This is a genomic window from Streptomyces sp. NPDC027663 (genome assembly GCF_055566415.1).
This window is the reverse complement of the sequence record NZ_JBVHSK010000008.1, coordinates 86,564-107,682: the sequence shown is the minus strand read 5'-3', so window position 1 is coordinate 107,682 and position 21,119 is coordinate 86,564. Positions and strand designations below refer to the sequence as shown.

The 21,119-nt window shown below is 69.2% G+C and carries 14 protein-coding genes; 3 read left to right on the top strand and 11 right to left on the bottom strand.

Going from position 1 to position 21,119, the window contains the following annotated elements; all coding sequences use genetic code 11:
- Nucleotides 1-59: 59 nt before the first annotated feature.
- The 5 genes from ACZ4SF_RS22185 to ACZ4SF_RS22165 form a co-directional block, all read right to left on the bottom strand.
- Nucleotides 60-1,019, bottom strand: a complete 960-nt coding sequence (locus tag ACZ4SF_RS22185) for a hypothetical protein (protein WP_468387058.1) — start codon at nucleotides 1,017-1,019, stop codon at nucleotides 60-62.
- The gene (gene sigM / locus ACZ4SF_RS22180) at nucleotides 1,016-1,819 is read right to left on the bottom strand and encodes an RNA polymerase sigma factor SigM (protein WP_468387055.1); all 804 of its coding nucleotides are present in this window, start codon (nucleotides 1,817-1,819) and stop codon (nucleotides 1,016-1,018) included. The genes ACZ4SF_RS22185 and sigM overlap by 4 nt, the downstream gene beginning before the upstream one ends.
- Nucleotides 1,820-1,845: 26 nt before the next feature.
- Nucleotides 1,846-3,564 (bottom strand): protein kinase family protein, encoded by a 1,719-nt coding sequence (locus tag ACZ4SF_RS22175; protein WP_468387052.1) that lies wholly within the window; start codon nucleotides 3,562-3,564, stop codon nucleotides 1,846-1,848.
- A gap of 118 nt (nucleotides 3,565-3,682) precedes the next feature.
- Nucleotides 3,683-6,061, bottom strand: a complete 2,379-nt coding sequence (gene murJ / locus ACZ4SF_RS22170; protein ID WP_468387049.1) for a murein biosynthesis integral membrane protein MurJ — start codon at nucleotides 6,059-6,061, stop codon at nucleotides 3,683-3,685.
- Between the two features lie 45 nt (nucleotides 6,062-6,106).
- Complete coding sequence (locus ACZ4SF_RS22165) at nucleotides 6,107-8,479, bottom strand: DUF6049 family protein (protein ID WP_468387046.1); 2,373 nt, start codon at nucleotides 8,477-8,479, stop codon at nucleotides 6,107-6,109.
- A gap of 257 nt (nucleotides 8,480-8,736) precedes the next feature.
- Here ACZ4SF_RS22165 and ACZ4SF_RS22160 point away from each other — a divergent pair, with 257 nt between their 5' ends.
- Nucleotides 8,737-10,179 (top strand): CCA tRNA nucleotidyltransferase, encoded by a 1,443-nt coding sequence (locus tag ACZ4SF_RS22160; protein WP_468387043.1) that lies wholly within the window; start codon nucleotides 8,737-8,739, stop codon nucleotides 10,177-10,179.
- 85 nt (nucleotides 10,180-10,264) lie between these two features.
- Here the strand turns inward: ACZ4SF_RS22160 and ACZ4SF_RS22155 are convergent, their stop codons facing one another.
- The 3 genes from ACZ4SF_RS22155 to ACZ4SF_RS22145 all read right to left on the bottom strand — a co-directional run bounded on the left by ACZ4SF_RS22155 (nucleotide 10,265) and on the right by ACZ4SF_RS22145 (nucleotide 13,454).
- The gene (locus tag ACZ4SF_RS22155) at nucleotides 10,265-11,542 is read right to left on the bottom strand and encodes an MFS transporter (RefSeq protein ID WP_468387040.1); all 1,278 of its coding nucleotides are present in this window, start codon (nucleotides 11,540-11,542) and stop codon (nucleotides 10,265-10,267) included.
- 102 nt (nucleotides 11,543-11,644) lie between these two features.
- A complete protein-coding gene (locus ACZ4SF_RS22150) occupies nucleotides 11,645-12,727 on the bottom strand; it encodes an inositol-3-phosphate synthase (RefSeq protein ID WP_468387037.1) in 1,083 nt (360 codons plus the stop codon).
- A 43-nt stretch (nucleotides 12,728-12,770) separates the two neighbouring features.
- Nucleotides 12,771-13,454 (bottom strand): PadR family transcriptional regulator, encoded by a 684-nt coding sequence (locus tag ACZ4SF_RS22145; protein ID WP_468387034.1) that lies wholly within the window; start codon nucleotides 13,452-13,454, stop codon nucleotides 12,771-12,773.
- Between the two features lie 396 nt (nucleotides 13,455-13,850).
- Here ACZ4SF_RS22145 and ACZ4SF_RS22140 point away from each other — a divergent pair, with 396 nt between their 5' ends.
- Together ACZ4SF_RS22140 and ACZ4SF_RS22135 are read left to right on the top strand one after the other, a co-directional pair.
- Nucleotides 13,851-16,529, top strand: coding sequence for a transglycosylase domain-containing protein (locus tag ACZ4SF_RS22140; RefSeq protein WP_468387031.1), 2,679 nt, complete (start codon nucleotides 13,851-13,853; stop codon nucleotides 16,527-16,529).
- A 129-nt stretch (nucleotides 16,530-16,658) separates the two neighbouring features.
- The gene (locus tag ACZ4SF_RS22135; protein ID WP_468387028.1) at nucleotides 16,659-18,212 is read left to right on the top strand and encodes a glycosyltransferase family 87 protein; all 1,554 of its coding nucleotides are present in this window, start codon (nucleotides 16,659-16,661) and stop codon (nucleotides 18,210-18,212) included.
- Nucleotides 18,213-18,310: 98 nt separating this feature from the next.
- Here the strand turns inward: ACZ4SF_RS22135 and ACZ4SF_RS22130 are convergent, their stop codons facing one another.
- The 3 genes from ACZ4SF_RS22130 to ACZ4SF_RS22120 all read right to left on the bottom strand — a co-directional run bounded on the left by ACZ4SF_RS22130 (nucleotide 18,311) and on the right by ACZ4SF_RS22120 (nucleotide 20,983).
- Nucleotides 18,311-19,342 carry an alanine racemase gene (locus tag ACZ4SF_RS22130; RefSeq protein ID WP_468387024.1) on the bottom strand — a complete coding sequence of 344 codons (1,032 nt, stop codon included), beginning with the start codon at nucleotides 19,340-19,342 and terminating at the stop codon, nucleotides 18,311-18,313.
- Between the two features lie 86 nt (nucleotides 19,343-19,428).
- On the bottom strand, nucleotides 19,429-20,550 hold the full coding sequence (locus ACZ4SF_RS22125; RefSeq protein ID WP_468387021.1) for a lipid II:glycine glycyltransferase FemX: 1,122 nt from the start codon (nucleotides 20,548-20,550) through the stop codon (nucleotides 19,429-19,431).
- Between the two features lie 118 nt (nucleotides 20,551-20,668).
- Entirely contained in the window at nucleotides 20,669-20,983 is a 315-nt protein-coding gene (locus ACZ4SF_RS22120) for a hypothetical protein (RefSeq protein WP_468387018.1), read from the bottom strand.
- Nucleotides 20,984-21,119: the final 136 nt, after the last annotated feature.

Below are 21,119 nucleotides of genomic sequence, written 5' to 3'. Positions count from 1 at the left end.
TTCCAGCCGACTCAGCGACCCGGTGACTCGGCGACCGGGTGACTCAGGAACCCGGCGAGTCAGTGACGTGAGACGGATTGCTTCAGCAGAACCTCACCGGGCGAAGCCGACTGCTGCTGCACGCATGCCGCGTCGATCACGTAGGCCGTGACCCGCTGGCCGTTGTGGGCGTCCGCCACCACGACGAGGTAGGCGGCCTTTCCCGCGTACGTTCCCGTCTTGGCACCAAGGACGTCATGCCCCTGGCCGAGCGCCTGCCGTACACAGTCGGGTACGGGAACCGCGGTCTGGATCAGCGTGTTCGGACCCTCGGTCGAACCGGGTGTGTTCGACTCGCCGTCGGGGCCCCGCTGAGGGTTCTCAGTGCCGTGCGGCCGCGACTTCTTCGTGGTGAGCAGGCTGTGCACCTGGTTCTCCACGCTGTCGCCGGAGAAGGCTCCGACGGAGGGGGTCGGCTTGCTGTGGGCCGTGGTGTGGTCGCTGTTGTCCCCGAGCGAAGTCACGATCAGCGACCCGGCTCCCAGCACAGCGGCCGTGAGAACGGCACCGAGCACGAGACGGCCACGGCGCCGACGGCGCTCGGGTCCCTTGCGCCCCGGACCGGTCGCTGCGCGGGGGCGCCCGGCGGGCCGATCGCTGGGGTGATCGAGGTCGAGCGGGCGATCAACGAGGGGATCAGGGGACTGCTCAGCGGCGTGCTCAGCGGGGTGCCCAGCAACGGGCGATGTTTCACGTGAAACATGAGCCACGGCGTCCTCGCCCATGGCGCTCAGCGCGGCCTCGGCGGCAAGGGCGGCGTCGATGCGCTGGGCGACATCGTCCGGCATGCCCTCCTGTCCCGGCACGGACCCCAGCAGTCCCCGGATCTCCTCCAGCGAGGCATACACGTCCGCGCACAGCTCGCAGGTGTCCAGGTGGCGGCGCACGTCGGTGCTGCGGTTTGGCGGGAGGAGGCCTTCGGTGAGGTCGGAGATCTCCGCGACGTCCGGGTGCCCGGCCGTGTCTGTCGTGGAAGTCACGCTCGCCCACCTCCGCCCTTCACTACGGCTGAATCGCTCGGCCCCGTTCCTCTGGGGCGTTCGCTCGGTGACCCCGTTGCCGGTGGGACGGATGTCCCCGGCCCTCGGTTCCGTCCAGCGCCGGCTTTCTTTCCGTCCCCGGCCCGGCCGGCCCCCTCGCTGCCCGCAGCCCGGCCGGGTTCTCTCGGGTTTTCGGTGTCACCGGCTCGTGGATCCCTGGTGCCCTCGGGTCGTAGGTGGGTGAGGAGGGGTAGCAGTTTGGCCCTGCCGCGCGCGCACCGGCTCTTCACCGTGCCGACCGGGGCATCCAGGATTCGCGCGGCCTCGGCCACGGGGTAGCCCTGCATGTCCACCAGGACGAGGGCGGCCCGCTGTTCCGGCGGAAGGGTGCCGAGTGCTTCGAGGAGCTGGCGGTGCACGTCGTTCCGCTCCGCCGGTGCCGAAGCGGACTCGTGCGGCTCCAGCAGCTGCTCCAGCCGCTCGGTGTCGTCGACCGGAGCTGTCTTCCGCGAGGCCGCTTTACGTGCCCGGTCCAGGCAGGCGTTCACCGTGATGCGGTGCAGCCACGTCGTGACCGCTGACTGGCCCCGGAAGGTGTGGGCGGCCCGGTAGGCCGACACCAAGGCATCCTGAACCGCGTCGGCGGCCTCCTCGCGGTCGCCCAGCGTTCGCAGTGCGACCGCCCAGAGCCGGTCCCGATGCCGCCGCACGATCTCACCGAAGGCATCAGGATCGCCTTCCACGTGGCGGGCGAGCAGGTCTCGGTCGCCCACTCCCTCGTATCCGGCGCCTTCCGCCATCTGCCCCCTCCGGTCCGGGTGAGACGTCAGCCCGTGAACTTCACTTCGCCGATGGCCTGCTTCCAGCCGGCACTGGCGTACAGGGTGGAGTCGTACCCCGAGTTCGGCACGGCCGTCAGCCAGACGAGGACGTACTGCGTCTTGACCGACTTGGTGACCTTCACCGTGGCGGTGGTACCCGTGGTCGTAACGCTGCCGATCTTCGTCATGGAGTCCAGCGATGCCGGCGTCAGCGAGTCCGCAGCGTACAGCTCGACCGTCGTGTGGTCACCGCTGTAGCGCAGGTCGAGGGTGGCGGTGCTGAGCTTCTTCGCCGAGCCGAGGTCGTACACGATGCCGACGCCCGGCTTGAGCGGGGCGATCGCCGGACCTTCGTTGAAGCTCTTGGTCTTCCAGAACGTCGACGCGTTGCCGTCGTAGGTCTTGGGTTCGGCACCGGAGTTCTGGGCGCCGCCCTCGGCGACGAATTCCTGGCCCTGCTGGATCGCTATCGGCTTCGGTTTCGGCTTCGTGACGTTCTTGTCGCCACCCTCCGTCGTCTGGCTCTTGTGGGTGTCGTCCGACTTCTCGCCCTGCATCAGGGCGTCCGCCAGCTGCCAGCTGCCCAGTCCGAGGGCGGCGATGAGGAGGGCCGACACCGCCCACTTCAGGGCCTTGCCGGTGCGGCTCTGCAGTGGAGGCGGCGGGGGCGCGATGGGCTGTGTGGCACCGGGATGCGGCGCCGGGCGGCCGTAGGTGCCCTGCTGGTAGGTCGTGCGCTGGTACTCCGGCGGCGCCGCGAACGCCGGCTCCGGCGGGCGGATGCGCGGCATCTCGCCGATCGCCTTCACCAGCTCCTCCGGCGTGGTGCACGGAGCCTCGTGACGGGACGCCGTGGCCCCGTCGTTGACGAGGGCCCGCATGGCCAGCTCCGACAGGCCGCGGTGGATACCGGCGCGCACCTGGTCCGGTGCGATGAGTCCGATGTCCTTGGGGAGGCCGGAGAGGCCGTAGGCGTCGTTCTCGTACGGCCAGCGCTGGGTCAGGGCCGCGTACAGCAGGGCGCCGATGGCTTCGGTGTCGGTGCGCTGCGGGGTGTCGGAGCTGATGCCGCGCAGCGCGGCGTTCACGGCGAGGCCGCGGATGCGCCACTGGCCGGTCGAGGCGCGCAGTACTGCGTTCGGGTTGAGCCGCAGATGAGCGAGGCCCTCGCGGTGTGCGGCAGCCATGGCGGAGGAGACCTGACTGACCATCTGGTAGGCGTCGTGCGGCTCCAGCGGGCCGCCCGCGAGAAGCGCGGACAGCTCGGTGGCGTCGGGGAGCCACTCGTGCACGACGTAGACGAGGTCGTTCTCCTCGACGGCGTCGAGGACCTGGACGAAGCGGGGGTCGCCGAGCAGCGCGGAGGAGCGGGCGGCGGCAAGGACGGAACGGGCCCGTACGTGGTCCGCGGGCAGCACATGGACGCCGACGGCACGCCGGAGTTTCTCGTCGACCGCACGCCAGCTGCTGAAGCCGTCCAGACGGGTGACGCACTCTTCCAGCCGGTAGCGTCTGGCCAGCTTGTGCCCGCTGTGCAGTTCCGGTGGCGAGGCCTTCTTTCCGGGACCCTCGGCCGCGCCGCTCCCCTGCGTCTCGTCGCTGTCCGTGTCCCACTCCGGGTTCTTGGCCACCCCGTCGGCCGTGGACTGGTCCGCCTTCGCGGTCAGCGGCTGATCACCGCTGTTGTCTGCCACGTCGACGGCAGCCGTACTCCGTTCCGCCACCGTCGTCCCTGCCTCCCCATCCGTTGCACGCTGTCCGACGCCGAAACCAATTGTGCCCACAGTCCGCCGCTATGCACGACACACGGCGGCGGACGATGGTTGTGCGCGTACCCCCGCCTCAACGACCCAGACGCCCGCGCACCATACCCACGAGCGAGTTGAGCTCCTCGATGCGCATCCGGCGGGCGGCGACGAAGAAGACGCCGAACAGGACGACGCCGCCGACGAGCAGTGCGGCGAAGGAGCCGATCACGCCCTGGCCGAGGGTGTGCCCGATGCCGTAGCAGGCAGCGCCGCTGAGCAGGGCCGCCGGCACCGAGGCGATGCCCAGCCGCGCGTACGTGCGCAGCACCCGGGACCCGTCCAGGTCACCGCCCAGCCGCTTGCTCAGCCGCCGCCAGGCGACGCCCACGCCGATGGCGTAGGCCAGGCCGTAGGCGGCTGCCATACCGGCGACCGCCCAGCGCGGCGGCAGCAGGAAGTAGCAGAGCGCCGAGGCGCCCGCGTTGACCGCCGCCACGATGACCGTGTTGTAGAAGGGGGTGCGGGTGTCCTCGTAGGCGTAGAACGCGCGGAGGACGACGTACTGCACGGAGTAGGGGATCAGGCCGAGGGCGAAGGCCATCAGCATGTAGCCCATGTTGACGGCCGAGCCCGTGCCCGCCGAGCCGAAGATCAGCGTGCACATCGGGATGCCGAGTGCGAGGAAGCCGAAGGCGATGGGCACGATGGCGACCGCGGTGGTGCGCAGGCCCTGGGAGATGTCGTCGCGGACCGCGCCTGCATCTCCCTCGGCGGCCGAGCGCGACAGGCGCGGCAGCAGGGCAGCCATCAGGGACACGGTGATGATGGCCTGGGGCAGGCCCCAGATCAGCTGGGCGTTGGCGTAGGCGGCGAAGCCGGTGCCCTTGACACCGGAGTCGTTGCCCGCGGCGGTGGACAGCTGGGTGACGACCATGGCACCCGCCTGGTTGGCGAGAACGAACAGCACCGTCCACTTGGCGAGCATCGCGGCCTTGCCCAGGCCGTGGCCCTTCCAGTCGAACCGCAGCCGGATCCGGAAGCCGGTCTCGCGCAGGTAGGGGATCATCGCCAGCGCCTGGACGACGAGGCCCAGCAGGATGCCGACGCCGAGGAGCCGCTGCCCCTCCGGCGGGATGTTGGTGACGTCCATGTGGGAGTTGGCGGCGCTGCCGTAGACCCAGATGAACATGCCGAGCGAGATGATGATGACGATGTTGTTGAGGACCGGGGTCCACATCATCGCGCCGAACTTGCCGCGCGCGTTCAGGATCTGACCCATCACCACGTGGATGCCCATGAAGAAGATCGAGGGCAGGAAGTACCGGGTGAAGGTGACCGCGACGTCGTTGGCGGCAGGGTTGGCGGCGATGGTGGGCGACAGCGCCCGCACCAGCAGCGGCGCGGCGAACATCGCGAGTCCGGTCAGCGCGGCGAGCGCCACCATCACCAGCGTCAGCAGCCGGTTGGCGAAGGCCTCGCCGCCGTCCTCGTCCTCCTTCATGGACCGCACCAGCTGCGGCACGAACACGGAGTTCAGGCCGCCACCGACGGTGAGGATGTAGATCATCGTCGGCAGCTGGTAGGCCACCTGGAAGGAGTCGGCGAGGAAGCCGAGACCTAGCGCGGCGGCGATCAGCGCGGAGCGGATGAAACCGGTGAGGCGGGAGACCATCGTGCCCGCCGCCATGACGGCGCTGGACTTCAGCAGCCCGGCGGCCCGGCCGCCCTTCTTGGCGGGGGCGGCGGGAGCCTCGCCGGCCGTGGGGGGCTCCGGCTCGGCGGCCCCGGGGTGCCCGGTGGGATCAGGGGCGGCGGCCGGGGCGGGCACCGGGGGCTGCACCGGGTGTCCGGCGGCGGAGGGGTCGGCCGGGTAGGAGGCGCCGGGGTACGGGGTGCCCTGCTGCGGGTGCTGACCGTGCGGCTGCGGGTACTGGCCGGCGGGACCGTATCCGTTCCCGGGCGCGGCGGCCGGGCCCGGGACGGCCGGGGGATCCATGGGCGCATGCCCGCCGCTGTGCTGCTGGTCCTTGAAGAGGTGCGCGAAGGCGTCCGGCTCGTGGTACTCCTCACCGGAGTGCGAGACCAGGTCGTCCACGCCGACGAACCGGGTCGTGCGCGGGTCCTCGCCGTAGGGCATGTACGGGGTGGCGCCGCCCGGCTCCGGCGCCGGGGTCTGCGCCCACACCTGCGGGTCGGGAGCGTACGGAGACTGACCCGGCGGCGCGTACAGAGGCTGCTGGGGGTCGTACGTGCCCGGGGGCGGCGGAGGGTGCGCGGCACGGTCGTAGAGCGCCTCGGCGACCGGGTCCTGGGCCGAGAGGTCCTGGGAGCGGTAGGGGTCCTGCTCGTAGGCGTCCTGGAGGTACATGTCCGCCGCGGGCTGCGGCGGCACCTGGCCGGGCTCGGGCGGCGGCTCGGGGTAGCCCGAGCCGGCCGCGCCATGGCCGCGGTCACCGTCGTACGGCGCGTTCATGCTTACCCCACCTCATCGTCCCGGGCCCACCGGCCACGACATCGCTCAACGGTCCACTCTCTCACCCGTCCCGGACGGGTCGGCGTTTTCCGGTGCGGTGTCCGGTGCAGGGTCACTCGGCTGCTCCGGGCCGTCTGCCCCGGAGGGGGAGCCGGACTCGTCGGGGAGACGGTCTCCGGGCCCCTCGGGGTTCCCGGGCTCGTCGGGTCCCTCCCCCGCCGTGCCCGGTCCGCCCTCCCCGGCCTGCCGGGCCGCGGCGCGTTTGCGCTGGGTGTACATGCGGAAGCCGGCGAGGACGAGAAGCAGTACGCCGCCGCCGATGACCAGCATCACGGTGGGCGTGACCTCGGTGACCTTGACGTCGAAGCTGACGGCTTCGCCGTACTTCTGGCCGTCCTCGGTGTAGAGCTGGGCGATCACTCCGACCCGGCCGTTGGCGTTGGCCGAGGTGGTGAACTTCACCGACTGGCTGTGCCCGCCGGAGATCTCCACGGGCTGTTCGTCGTAGGCCTTGCCGCCGATCTTCAGACGGGTCGGCATGGTGGATGTGAGGCGCAGCACCAGGTGGCCGACGGGCTGGACGAGGTTGTTCTGGACGGTCACGGGGATGGTGGCGCTGCGGCCCGAGAGCTTGGTCTCGGACTTGTCGATCAGCTTGACCTGGTCGGTCAGCTCGTCGAGCCATTCCTCCACACCGCCCCGGTAGCTTTCCGCCTCGCTGCCCCGGCCGCGCCAGGACGTGGACATCTCCCGGTTTATGGCCCGTCCGAAGGGGGTGACCACGCGGGACTGGTCGGTGAGGACCACCTGGAAGTTGTCGAGCTTGTCCTGGGTGCGGGCGATCTGCTCGAAGGCTGTCTGCGGCAGTTCCTGCCGGCGCAGCGAGGAGGGGTAGGAGGACGTCGAGGGGATGCGCGTGGTGGCGTCCGGGTCGGGCTTGTCCTTGGCCGCGGCGGTGAGGTCCTGCGACTGTGACCAGGCGCTGCCCTGGAGCGCTCGCAGCGCCGTCGCCATCGCCTGTGCCTGGCTGGCGCTGGGCATGCGCTGGGGCGCGACGACGATGCTGCGCTGTGTGTCCGTCTGCGTGTTCAGCTCCAGGCTCTGGGCCAGGAACTTCTGCACGGCGAGGGTGGCCGAGCCTGCCTTCGTCAGATCGTCCTGGAACGCCGTGGACAGCCGGGTGTCGGCGACCACCGCCGTGGTGCCACCGCCGACGGGGCGGGCGGCGGACGGCGTGTACGACAGCCCGGAGGTCTCCTGGAGGCTGTCGCTGCGCGCGATCACCCGGTCGGCTCCGGCGGAGGTCGCGACCTTCATGATCGACGGGTTCACGGCGCCGTTCACGGGCCACGCGAAGTCGGTGGTCGGCGTGACATGGAGCACGGTCTTGACGGTGGTCGCGGCGACGTCGGTGGCGTCCTTGAGGTGGCTGAGCGAGCCCGTGACGCTGGTGCCGTTGTGCGCGAGGGCGGCCAGGTCCGGATCGGCGAAGGGCAGCGCGACGACCTCCTTGCCGGTCACCGCCTTCTGCAGGTTCGCCAGCCACTGCTTGGCGAGCGCCTGGTTCTCCCGGGAGCCGGGCGTGCTGGTGCCGCCGCTGCTCTGGATCCGGTAGTTGCCCACGGCCATCGCGTCGACGGAGGCCAGCAGGTCCGGGTCGACCACCCAGGTGACGTCGAGGTCCTTGCCCAGCTCCACCATCTGGGCCAGCCGGCCGCCGGGTGCCAGTTCCTTGGCCAGGTCGTCGTTGAGGAACTCCGGGGTCTGCAGGTCGCCCGCGCCCGTCTTGGCCGTCATGTGGACCGTGGAGATCAGAGGCCACAGGAACGTCGTCTTCGTCTTGGTGTCCGCATCGGACGGCTGCCACGGCAGGAAGGTCCGCTTGATGCCGAGAACCTGGTCCCAGCGCTGGGCGGAGGTCTGGCCGGACAGGGCGATCCCCAGCTCGTAGACCCCGTCGTCGCCGAGGTCGAGCTTGTCCACGGGGACGGAGATGCTGAAGTGCTGGGCGACGCCGGGGGCCAGCTTGTCGAACTTCTCCTCGTACTTGTCACCGACCTCGGTGCCCGTGCCGCTCTGCAGCTCCTCGGAGTGCCGGGCGACGGAGTCGATGCCCGAGCGGGTGGTCAGCTGGGGGCCTACGCGCAAGCCCACGTGGGCGTCGGTGACGGTCTGCTTGCCGTCGTTGGTCACGGTGCCGGAGACGGTCAGCGTGTCACCGTCCGTGGGGGCGTTCGGGGTGAGCGTGTCCACGGAGACCGAGACGGTGTCCGAGGAGGCGGCCTGTGCGGGCCCGGCGGCGGGCAGCTGGAGCAGGCCGGCCAGCAGCGGCGCCCCGGTCAGCAGTGCCCCGGCGCGCCGCAGCCACATGCGGGCAGGTGAGGCACTGGTCGCCTGGAAGTCTGCCGCCTCGGCCACGCGCTCGCCCGTCCCTCGTCGTCGTCAGTGGTCGTCGGAATGTGCGTCCACGCATGGTAACGATGCCCGCTGAACGGAAGTGCCGCGGTCTCCACCACAAGATCGGAGGACGGGTGATGACCTGTCCTCTATATCCAGTATCGGGCGGAGAGCAGGCGTACGCCGCAAGAGCAGCGCTTGCGCGGGTATGGCGGGAGCCGTCCTGCCACCGTAATCGAGGCGCCCCTGGTCGCGCGGGGCACGTACCCTCTTCTGTTGTGCCGAACCCCAACGAAGACACTCCCTCTGCCCTGAGCCAGGCGCAGCAGCGCGCGGTCGCCGAGCTGCTGCGGGTGGCTCCCGTCGCCGACGACCTCGCCCGCCGATTCCAGGAGGCCGGCTTCTCGCTCGCCCTGGTCGGCGGATCGGTCCGCGACGCGCTGCTCGGCCGGCTCGGCAACGACCTGGACTTCACCACCGACGCCCGCCCCGAGGACGTACTGAAGATCGTCCGGCCATGGGCGGACGCCGTCTGGGAGGTGGGGATCGCCTTCGGTACGGTCGGCGCGCACAAGGGCGGCTACCAGATCGAGGTCACCACCTACCGGTCGGAGGCGTACGACCGCACCTCCCGCAAGCCCGAGGTCTCCTACGGCGACTCCATCGAGGAAGATCTGGTCCGCCGCGACTTCACGGTCAACGCGATGGCCGTGGCGCTGCCGGAGAAGGATTTCATCGACCCGCACGGCGGCCTGGAGGACCTCGCGGCGCGTGTGCTGCGGACACCGGGCACGCCCGAGGAGTCGTTCTCGGACGATCCGCTGCGCATGATGCGGGCCGCCCGATTCGCCGCCCAGCTGGATTTCGCGGTCGCCCCCGAGGTCGTCACCGCCATGACGGAGATGTCCGGGCGCCTGGAGATCGTCTCGGCGGAACGGGTCCGGGACGAGCTGAACAAGCTGATCGTCTCTCCGTATCCGCGCAAGGGCCTCACCCTGCTCGTCGAGACCGGGCTCGCCGACCATGTCCTGGCCGAGCTGCCTGCACTGCGCCTGGAGCGTGACGAGCACCACCGGCACAAGGACGTCTACGAGCACACCCTGATCGTTCTGGAGCAGGCGATCGAGCTGGAGCAGGACGGCCCCGACCTGACGCTCCGCCTGGCCGCGCTGCTCCACGACATCGGCAAGCCGCGCACTCGCCGCTTCGAGAAGGACGGCCGGGTCTCCTTCCACCACCACGAGGTGGTCGGCGCCAAGATGACCAAGAAGCGCATGACCGCCTTGAAGTACTCCAACGAGCTGGTGAAGGACGTCTCACGGTTGGTCGAACTGCACCTGCGCTTCCACGGCTACGGCACCGGAGAGTGGACGGACTCGGCGGTCCGCCGCTACGTCCGTGACGCGGGCCCGCTGCTCGACCGCCTGCACAAGCTGACCCGCTCCGACTGCACCACGCGGAACAAGCGGAAGGCGGCCGCGTTGTCCCGGGCCTATGACGGCCTGGAACAGCGCATCGCCCAGCTCCAGGAGCAGGAGGAGCTGGACGCCATCCGCCCGGACCTCGACGGCAACCAGATCATGGAGATCCTGGATGTCGGCCCGGGGCCGGTCGTCGGCAAGGCGTACAAGCACATGCTGGAGCTGCGCCTGGAGAACGGTCCGATGGGCCACGATGCCGCGGTGGCTGCTCTCAAGGAGTGGTGGGCCGCTCAGAGCTGAGCCGGCGCGGGCGATGTTTCACGTGAAACAGCCGTCCGCGACCCGAGGGGCGATGTTTCACGTGAAACATTGCCCCTCGTTCCGTCTATGGCGCGGCGGCTTGCCGACGCTCGAAGCGAGCCAGGGACGTGGCGGTCACGCCGTAGATCACGGCGACGAGGACCACCAGTACCGTCGAGCGGCCGTCCGGCGGCAACATCAACGCCGCGACTCCCGCCGCGCCGACGAAAGCCACGTTGAAGAGGACGTCGTACACGGAGAAGATCCGGCCGCGGAAGTCGTCCTCGACGCAGGCCTGAACGATCGTGTCCGTGGCGATCTTGGCGCCTTGGGTGATCAGGCCCAGAACAAAGGCCGCGACCATGAGGGGCGCGGTGGCGAACGGGAGACCCAGGGCGGGTTCGAGGACCGTGGCCGCCCCGGAGCACACCACGATCCAGCGCCCGGGACCGAGCCGTCCCGCCGCCCAGGGGGTCAGCGCGGCCGCCGTGAAGAACCCGGCACCGGACAGCATCAACGCCAGTCCGAGCAGGCGGAGCCCTTCTTCGGGGGTGTCGGAGAGGGCATAGCGGCAGAGCATGAGCACCAGGACGAGCAGCGCGCCGTAGCAGAAGCGCATCAGCGTCATCGCGGCCAGGGCCCAGGCCGCCTCCCTGCGCGGCGGCGAGGCCAGGTGCCGGACGGCCGCGAGTAGCTCGCGTGCAGTCTCGGCGAGCGCCGTACCGAGGCGAGGACGCTTCGGGTGCCGGTCGGGGCCGAGGAGGCCGGGAGGCAGGCTCAGGGAAGCGAGACTCGCACACAGATACAAGAAGGCCCCGAGCAGCACCACTGCCGCGTCGGAGTCCGACGCCACGAGCCGGACCCCGAAAGCCAGGCCTCCGCCGGCGGTCGCGACGAGCGTGCCGGCCGTCGGGGAGAGGGAGTTGGCCAGCACCAGGCGTTCGATGTCGACGACCCGGGGCAGGGCGGCGGACAGCCCGGCGAGGACGAAGCGGTTGACGGCTGTGACGCACAGCGCGGAGAGGTAGAAGAGCCAGTCGGGGGCGTGGCCGATCATCAGCGCGACAGTGGCCGTGGCCAGCAGGGCGCGCAGGAGGTTGCCGTACACGAAGACCTGCCGGCGACGCCAGCGGTCCAGCAGGACGCCCGCGAAGGGGCCGACCAGCGAGTAGGGGAGCAGCAGGACCGCCATCGCCGATGCGATCGCGGTGGCCGACGTCTGCTTCTCCGGGGAGAAGACGACGTACGCGGCGAGCGCGACCTGGTAGACGCCGTCGGCTCCCTGGGAGAGGAGGCGGACATACAGAAGGCGCCGGAAGTACCGCAGACGCAACAGCAGGCGCAGGTCACCTACGACAGGCATGGGGCACAGCCTCACACATGCGGAAGGTCCCCGGGTCAGGTGACCCGGGGACCTTCACAGCCCTGGCAGGAGCGTTCGCGTGCGCGCTGGGCGCCGGGCTTCTTAGCGCTCGACTTCGCCGTTGATGAACTTCTCGACGTTCGCGCGGGCCTCGTCGTCGAAGTACTGCACCGGCGGGGACTTCATGAAGTACGACGACGCGGACAGGATCGGGCCGCCGATGCCGCGGTCCTTGGCGATCTTCGCGGCGCGCAGGGCGTCGATGATGACACCGGCGGAGTTCGGGGAGTCCCAGACCTCGAGCTTGTACTCCAGGTTCAGCGGGACGTCACCGAAGGCGCGGCCCTCGAGGCGGACGTAGGCCCACTTGCGGTCGTCCAGCCAGGCGACGTAGTCGGACGGGCCGATGTGGACGTTCTTCTCGCCGAGGTCCCGGTCGGGGATCTGGGAGGTGACGGCCTGCGTCTTGGAGATCTTCTTGGACTCCAGGCGCTCGCGCTCGAGCATGTTCTTGAAGTCCATGTTGCCGCCGACGTTCAGCTGCATCGTGCGGTCGAGGACGACACCGCGGTCCTCGAACAGCTTCGCCATCACACGGTGCGTGATGGTGGCACCGACCTGGGACTTGATGTCGTCACCGACGATCGGCACACCGGCCTCGGTGAACTTGTCCGCCCACTCCTTGGTGCCGGCGATGAAGACCGGGAGCGCGTTGACGAAGCCGACCTTGGCGTCGATGGCGCACTGGGCGTAGAACTTCGCCGCGTCCTCGGAGCCGACGGGCAGGTAGCAGACCAGGACGTCGACCTGCTTGTCCTTGAGGACCTGGACGACGTCGACCGGCTCCTCCGCGGACTCCTCGATGGTGGCGCGGTAGTACTTGCCGAGACCGTCGAGGGTGTGGCCGCGCTGGACCGTCACACCGGTGGAGGGCACGTCGCAGATCTTGATGGTGTTGTTCTCGGAGGCGCCGATCGCGTCCGCGAGGTCGAGGCCGACCTTCTTGGCGTCGACGTCGAACGCGGCGACGAACTCGACGTCGCGCACGTGGTAGTCACCGAACTGCACGTGCATCAGGCCGGGGACCTTGGACGCCGGGTCGGCGTCCTTGTAGTACTCGACTCCCTGCACCAGCGACGCCGCGCAGTTGCCCACGCCGACGATGGCTACGCGAACCGAACCCATTCCGGTTGCTCCCTGTGTGTACGAGTGAGGCCCTGAGTGGGTCTCACGTGGCGGTGTCGTCGGGCGTATCCGTCCGGGGGGTGTCCCCGGTACGGGGCAGGCCGCCCGTCGATCCAGTGGTGGTGTCCTGCTGAGCGGGCCCCCCGGACGCGGAACCCTTCAGGTCCCGCCCGGCCCGCTCGCTCTCGATGAGCTCGTTCAGCCAGCGCACTTCGCGCTCCACGGACTCCATCCCGTGGCGCTGGAGCTCGAGCGTGTAGTCGTCGAGGCGCTCCCGGGTGCGCGCCAGTGAGGCGCGCATCTTCTCCAGGCGTTCCTCCAGGCGGCTGCGCCGGCCCTCCAGCACGCGCATGCGCACATCGCGCGAGGTCTGCCCGAAGAAGGCGAACCGTGCAGCGAAGTGCTCGTCCTCGTACGCGTCGGGGCCGGTCTGCGAGAGCAGCTCCTCGAAGTGCTCCTTGCCTTCCGCCGTCAGCCGGTACACGATCTTGGCGCGGCGGCCGGCCAGCGGAGCGGCCAGTGCGTCGTCGTGGGCGCTTGCGGTCTCCTCGACCAGCCAGCCGTTGGCGACCAGTGTCTTGAGGCAGGGGTACAGCGTGCCGTAACTGAACGCTCGGAAAACACCCAGTGACATGTTGAGCCGCTTGCGCAGCTCGTAGCCGTGCATGGGGGATTCCCGCAGCAGGCCGAGCACGGCGAACTCGAGGATGCCGGAGCGCCGGCTCATCGTCGCCTCCTCTCGGTCCTGCAGGTCGGTCCCGCAGGTCACGCAGTGCCTGTCAGCGTCTTTATCTCGCGCTGATGTATCGACTCGATACATCAAGACGATAGAACGGCCGCTCGCACGCGACAAGAGGGGCAGCGGTGAACGGGATCACATCACCGATTCGTTGGAGGCAAGTTGCCTGATTTGGGGTGAACTTCTGGGCTCGGCAGGTTTTGGTGGTGCGTAGTCTGTGCGGCATGCACACCACCGGGAACCAAGTGGCGCCCGGGGAGCGTCATCGTCCCCGGTGCAGTACGGGTGAATGCAGAACCGACCACATCCGTACTTCGGGGGGACCGGAAAACAGCCGCCGTTCCAGGCGCGCACGGGTGCGCCTGCCCGAGGAGTAATCGTTCGATGAGCGAGCACCGTCGCAAACCGCCGCCGCAGGAAGGCGGACGTGCCGCTGCCCGACGCGGCCAGTCCGGCCCGTCCTCCGGTCGCCGTGCGGCACCGCGAGGCGCCACCGGGTCCCCTGCCGACTCCTATGGGTCCAGTTCCTATGGGTCGGGTTCTCACGACTCCGGGGGTGAAGAGCGCCCCTACGGCAGCCGTGCCGAGGCTCGCCGGGCGGCGCAGAGAGGGGGCCGCCGCAGAGCGGCCGACAACACGACCCCGGGTGGCCGGCGCGGCGGGCCGACCGGCCCCGGACGCGGCAAGGGCCGCCCGGCCACGGCCCCCGGCAAGAAGCGCTTCATCGACTACCCCAGGGTGGGCAGAGCGGGCTGGCGCCGCTGGGTACCGTCCTGGAAGCTGGTCAGCGGGCTGTTCATCGGCTTCGTCGGCAGCCTGGTCGCGATCGCCGGGGTCGGCTTCGCGATGGTCTCGATCCCCAACGAGAACGACGCGGCCAAGTCCCAGAACAACGTCTACTACTGGGCCGACGGCTCCCAGATGGTGGCCACGGGTACCGGCGTCAACCGGCAGAACGTCAGCATCGACCAGATCCCCGAGGCGATGCGGTTCGCGGTGATCTCCGCCGAGAACAAGTCCTTCTACGACGACTCGGGCGTCGACCCCATGGGCATCGCGCGCGCCCTGGCCAACATGGCGCGGGGCGGCCAGACGCAGGGTGGCTCGACGATCACCCAGCAGTACGTGAAGAACACGTACCTGAGCCAGGAGCAGTCGGTCACCCGCAAGTTCAAGGAGATGTTCATCTCCATAAAGGTGGGCGCGAAGCTCGACAAGGACGACATCCTGCAGGGCTATCTGAACACCTCGTACTTCGGCCGGGGTGCCTACGGCATCCAGGCGGCGGCGCAGACGTACTACGACAAGAACGCGGTCGACCTCAAGCCGAGCGAGTGTGCGGTCCTCGCGGCACTGCTCAAGGGCCCGACGTACTACGACCCCGCGGGCAACCAGGACCTCGACAAGTCCGCGACCCCGCAGGCCAACGAAAAGCGCTCCAAGGACCGCTGGGCCTGGATCCTCGGCGAGATGCACAAGGACAAGCACCTCTCGGACGCCGACTACCAGGAAGCCATCAAGAAGTACCCCAGGCCCGACGGCCGCAAGGCGACCAAGGGCATGACCGGTCAGATCAGCTATCTGGCCGACACGGCGAAGAAGTACGTCCTCGCACACTCCGACATCACCGAGGCGCAGTTCGACCGGGGTGGCTACCAGATCTACACGACGTTCAAGAAGGACAAGGTCAACGCCCTGGCCAAGGCGGTGAAGAACGTCCAGAAGGAACGCCTCGACCCGAAGCGCCGCGAACTGGACAAGTACGTCCAGTTCGGTGCGGCCTCGGTGAAGCCCAATGACGGGGCGATCGTCGCTCTCTACGGTGGTGACGGCTACGAGAACGGGCACTTCACGAACAACGCCGACACCTCCGGTGTCCCCGTGGGCTCGACCTGGAAGCCGTTCGTGCTGGCCGCCGCCATGGAGTACGGCACGTACAAGTCCGACGGCGAGGGCGTCTCTCCGTTGAGCAAGTACAACGGCGACGACCACCTCAAGGTCTACAAACCGGACGGGTCGTACTACCTCAACAAGGACAACACGCCCTTCTTCCAGAACAACGAGAGCGATCACCGCTGGGGCTACATCACCCTGCGCAAGGCGATGGAGCAGTCCATCAACACGCCGTTCGTGCAGCTCGGTGTCGATGTGGGGATGACGCACGTCCGGGACGTCGCCCATTCCGCCGGCATCCTCAACCAGAGCATGTCGCAGAACCTCAACCCGTCGTTCGCCATCGGTACGTCCACGCCCAGCGCGATCCGGATGGCCGACGCCTACGCGACCTTTGCCGCGTCCGGCAAGCAGACGGACCCGTACTCCGTGACCGCCGTCAGGGTGAACGGTGTGGACGCGCCCAGCTTCGTCAAGCCGAAGCCCGCGCCCAGGACGGTGATGGACTCGAACATCGCCAACAACGTCACGGACGTCCTCGAGAACGTCATCCAGAACGGTACGGGCAAGAACGCCAAGGCCCTCGGCCGTACGGCGGCGGGCAAGACCGGTACCACCGACGAGAACAAGTCGGCCTGGTTCGTCGGCTACACCAAGCAGCTGTCGACTTCGGTGGCGATGTTCCGCGAGAACCCCAAGGACCACAAGCTGCTGTCCATGAACGGCACGGCGGGCGTCGACTCCATCCACGGTGGTGACATCCCGACGCAGGTGTGGACCGAGTACATGAAGGACGCGCTCAAGGGTCAGAACGACCTCGGCTTCCCGCCCGCCACCGAGATCGGCACGGTCCAGGACCAGGCGGGCGCCCCGTCCCCGACGCCGAGCGTCACGATCACGCCGAGCCAGAAGCCGAGCAACACCCCGAGTCCGACGCCCAGTGAGACGGAGACCACACCGTCTCCCTCGCCGAGCCAGTCCTGTGACTTCGGCTGGGGCGACAACTGCAACGGCAACGGCAACGGCAACGGCGGCACCGACACCGGAGGCCTGGACACGGGCGGCACCGACGGAGGTACGACACCGACGCCCACGGGCACGGAGACGATCGAGCCCGGCAACACCCGAGGCAATGGCAACGGGGGCTTTTTCGGAGGTCAGACCGGTTAGCCGGTGATCCGCCCGGTTGGCGGCCGTTTCGCCCGCCAGGGGTGTTTCACGTGAAACATCGGGCCGCCGCACCCACGAGGTGCGGCGGCCCTCGGCGTTTTCCTGGACAGGTACGGCAGGATGTGCCCCATGCCCAGTGCAGAGATGAGGCCCACGAGCATGCACGAGCCCGAGCCCGTGCGGGCCGCCACGGCAGAACCGGTGCAGCCCACCAGGGAGGACGGGATCGCCGCCGCCGGCAGTGAGCTGATCGGCGGCCCCCTGGGGCGGCGTGCCCTGCTCGGAACCTCCTGGTGGACGCCCGTGCGGGTCGTGGTGCTCGTGGCGATCGGTATGTTCGCTCTCGGCCTGGTCCAGAAGGCGCCCTGCTACGACGGCGCATGGTTCTTCGGCGCGAGCAGCCAGTACACGCACGCCTGCTACTCGGATATTCCGCACCTCTACCAGGGGCGCGGGTTCGCCGACCATCTCGTGCCGTACTTCGACAAGCTCCCGGGTGACATGGAGTACCTCGAATACCCGGTGCTGACCGGCGTGTTCATGGAGGTGGCCTCCTGGCTGACCCCGCACAGCGGCAGCATCCAGCACCAGGAGCAGTGGTACTGGTTCGTCAACGCCGGGCTGCTGATGGTGTGCGCCGCCGTCATCGCCGTCTGTGTGGCCCGTACCCATCGCCGACGCCCCTGGGACGGCCTCCTGGTCGCCCTGGCGCCGGCCTTCGCGCTGACCGCAACCATCAACTGGGACCTGCTGGCGGTGGCACTGACGGCCGCCGCGATGCTGATGTGGGCGCGGGGCAGGGCCCTCGCCTTCGGCATCCTGCTGGGGCTGGCCACGGCCGCCAAGCTGTATCCCGTCGTGCTGCTCGGCCCGCTGCTGGTGCTGTGCTGGCGGGCCGGCAAGTGGCGGGAGTTCTTCCAGGCCGTGGGCGGCGCGGCGGGCGCCTGGCTCCTGGTGAACCTGCCGATCATGCTCACGCACGACGCGACGGGCTTCCACATCCGCGAGGGCTGGGCGAAGTTCTACACCTTCAGCAAGGAGCGGGGTGTCGACTTCGGCTCGTTCTGGCTGATCTGGGCGCAGAACTCCAGCCACCCGCCCACCACCGACTTCGTCAACAACGCGGCCATAGTGCTGGTGGTGCTGGGCTTCCTCGGTATCGCCGCGCTGGCCTTCACGGCCCCGCGCCGTCCGCGCTTCGCCCAGCTGGCCTTCCTGATGGTGGCGGCTTTCGTCCTCACCAACAAGGTCTACTCCCCGCAGTACGTCCTGTGGCTGGTGCCGCTGGCGGTCCTGGCCCGGCCCAAGTGGCGGGACTTCCTGATCTGGCAGGCATGCGAGGTGGCGTACTTCCTGGGCATCTGGATGTACCTCGCCTACACGACCAGCGGAGACGCCCACAAAGGCCTGCCGACGCAGGGCTACCACTGGGCGATCGCGGTGCACCTGCTGGGCACCCTGTACCTGTGCGCCGTCGTCGTGCGGGACATCCTCATGCCGGAGCGGGACGTGGTGCGCCGGGCCGGCGACGACGATCCGTCGGGCGGGGTGCTGGACGGTGCGGAGGACGCCTTCGTGCTCGGAGCGGCAGCCCACCCGCCGCGGCACGCAGCCCACTTCGAGGGGCCACAGGTGGACTGGGGCAGGACCGAGACGCTGTCCCACGACGGCCGTTCGCTCTGAGCGAACAACTCTCCCGGCTGGTCGGGGTCACACCGGCAGAACATGCAGAAGGCCGTACCCGGAACGCCCGGGTACGGCCTTTCGTGGTCCTGCGGGGCTCAGCGATCCACGATCCGGTCGAACTGGGTGGTGGTGTGCCGCAGATGGGCCACCAGCTCGTCGCCGACCTTCGGCTCGGCGGCGTCCGACGGCACGAACAGGATCGACACCTGCATGTGCGGCGGCTCGGCGAACCAGCGCTGCTTGCCGTCCCAGACGAACGGAGAAAGGTTCCGGTTGACCGTGGCGAGACCGGCGCGTGCGACGCCCTTGGCGCGCGGCATGACGCCGTGCAGGGCCTTCGGGGCCTCCAGACCCACACCGTGCGACGTACCGCCCGCCACGACCACCAGGAAGCCGTCCGAGGCCGCCTTCTGCTGCCGGTAGCCGAACCGGTCGCCCTTCGCCACGCGCGTGACGTCCAGCACGGCTCCGCGGTACTCGGTGGCATCGTGGTCCCCCAGCCACAGCCGCGTGCCGATACGGGCGCGGAACCGGGTCTGCGGGAACTGCTGCTGGAGCCGGATCAGCTCGTCCGCCTTGAGGTGGCTGACGAACATCGTGTGCAGCGGCAGCCGGGCCGCGCGCAGCCGGTCCATCCAGCCGATGACCTCCTCGACGGCGTCCGAGCCGTCGGTACGGTCCAGCGGCAGGTGGATGGCGAAGCCCTCCAGGCGGACGTTCTCTATGGCCTGGTGGAGCAGCGGCAGGTCGTGCTCGCTGATGCCGTGCCGCTTCATCGAGGACATCACCTCGATGACGACGCGGGCACCCACGAGGCCGTACACACCGTCGATCGACGACACCGAGCGGACGACCCGGTCGGGCAGCGGGACGGGCTCCTCGCCGCGCCGGTAGGGCGTCAGCACCAGCAGGTCACCGCTGAACCAGTCCTTGATGCGCGCGGCCTCGTACGTCGTGCCGACGGCGAGCAGGTCCGCGCCGAGCCGCGTGGCCTCCTCCGCCAGCCGTTCATGTCCGAAGCCGTAGCCGTTGCCCTTGCAGACCGGGACGAGTCCCGGGAACTGCTCCTGCACGTGCTTGTGATGCGCCCGCCAGCGCGCGGTGTCGACGTAGAGCGTGAGCGCCATGGCCGGACCCGGAACCTTTCTCGTGGCTGCGGTGTATTCAGAGAGGGGAGAGCTGTGAAGGCTATGGAATCAAACGCCCGCGCGGCTCAACGTCGCGACATGTAGATGTCGAGCGCCTTGTGGAGCAGCTTGTTCAGCGGGAAGTCCCACTCGCCCAGGTACTCGGCGGCCTGACCGCCGGTGCCGACCTTGAACTGGATCAGGCCGAAGAGGTGGTCGGTCTCGTCCAGCGAGTCGGAGATGCCGCGCAGGTCGTAGACGGTGGCGCCCATCGCGTAGGCGTCGCGCAGCATCCGCCACTGCATCGCGTTCGACGGGCGGACCTCACGGCCGATGTTGTCGGAGGCGCCGTAGGAGTACCAGACGTGGCCGCCGACGATCAGCATGGTCGCCGCGGAAAGGTTCACGCCGTTGTGCCGGGCGAAGTACAGCCGCATGCGGTTGGGGTCCTCGGTGTTGAGGGCCGTCCACATGCGCTGGAAGTACGACAGCGGTCGGGGCCGGAAGTGGTCACGGACGGCCGTGATCTCGTACAGCCGCTGCCACTCGGCCAGGTCCTGGTAGCCGCCCTGGACGACCTCGACGCCGGCCTTCTCGGCCTTCTTGATGTTGCGGCGCCACAGCTGGTTGAAGTTCTTGTGGACCTCTTCCAGGGAGCGGTTCGCCAGCGGCACCTGGTAGACGTAGCGCGGCTGCACGTCGCCGAAGCCGGCGCCGCCGTCCTCGCCCTGCTGCCAGCCCATGCGGCGCAGCTTGTCAGCCACCTCGAAGGCTCGCGGCTCGATGAAGTCGGCCTCCAGATCGCGCAGCCGCTTGACGTCCGGGTCCTGGATGCCCTTCTTGATGGTGTCCGCGTTCCAGCGACGGATGATCACCGGCGGGCCCATTTTCACGGAGAAGGCACCCTGCTGCTTCAGGTGCGCGAGCATCGGCTGGATCCAGTCGTCCAGGTTCGGCGCGTACCAGTTGATGACCGGGCCCTCGGGCAGGTACGCGAGATAGCGCTTGATCTTGGGCAGCTGGCGGTAGAGGACCAGGCCCGCGCCGACCATCTGGCCGGTGCGCTCGTCGAACCAGCCGAGGCTCTCCGAGCGCCACTCCGCCTTCACGTCGGCCCAGGCCGGGACCTGCATGTGGCTCGCCGCCGGCAGGCTCTGGATGTAGGCCAGATGCTGCTCGCGGCTGATGGTCCTCAGGGTCAGGCTCATGTCGGGGCGCTCCTCGGGCTGGTGTGTCCCCATGGGTACAGGGGCTCCGGCTCTCGCGCCGAAGCCTACTGCGCCTTGCGAGCGCCCCGACCGGGCGTACGGGCGTTGACCGGGTGGGTCAGCCGACGATCCCGCCGAACAGCCCGCCGTGTGCCATGCCGATCAGGAAGCCGACCCCCGCGGCACCGAGACCCAGGATCAGGAAAAACCGCTGCCTCGTGGTCACCGAGACCCACTGTCCGTAGACGCCGGTGGCCAGTGCCACGAGGCCCGCCCACGAGGTCAGCAGGTGGAGGCTGTGGAAGAAGCATGTGATGAAGGACAGCATCCCCAGGACGAACGTCACCGCCATCAGGGCGTCCTGGAGCGGATGGGGCTTGCCGTCCGTGGCGAAGAGGGAACCAGCGGTGTTGGGTCGCAATGCCTGTGCCATGGGCACCTCCTGCGGAAGGCGGCGCATCGTAGCGCCGTACACACCGGATGTGTACAGATTGGCCGCCTCCGCGACCGGATTTCAACCGGAAGCAGGTGTGCGGGTAGTCTGTACCGTCTGCACCGGTGTCTGCCCA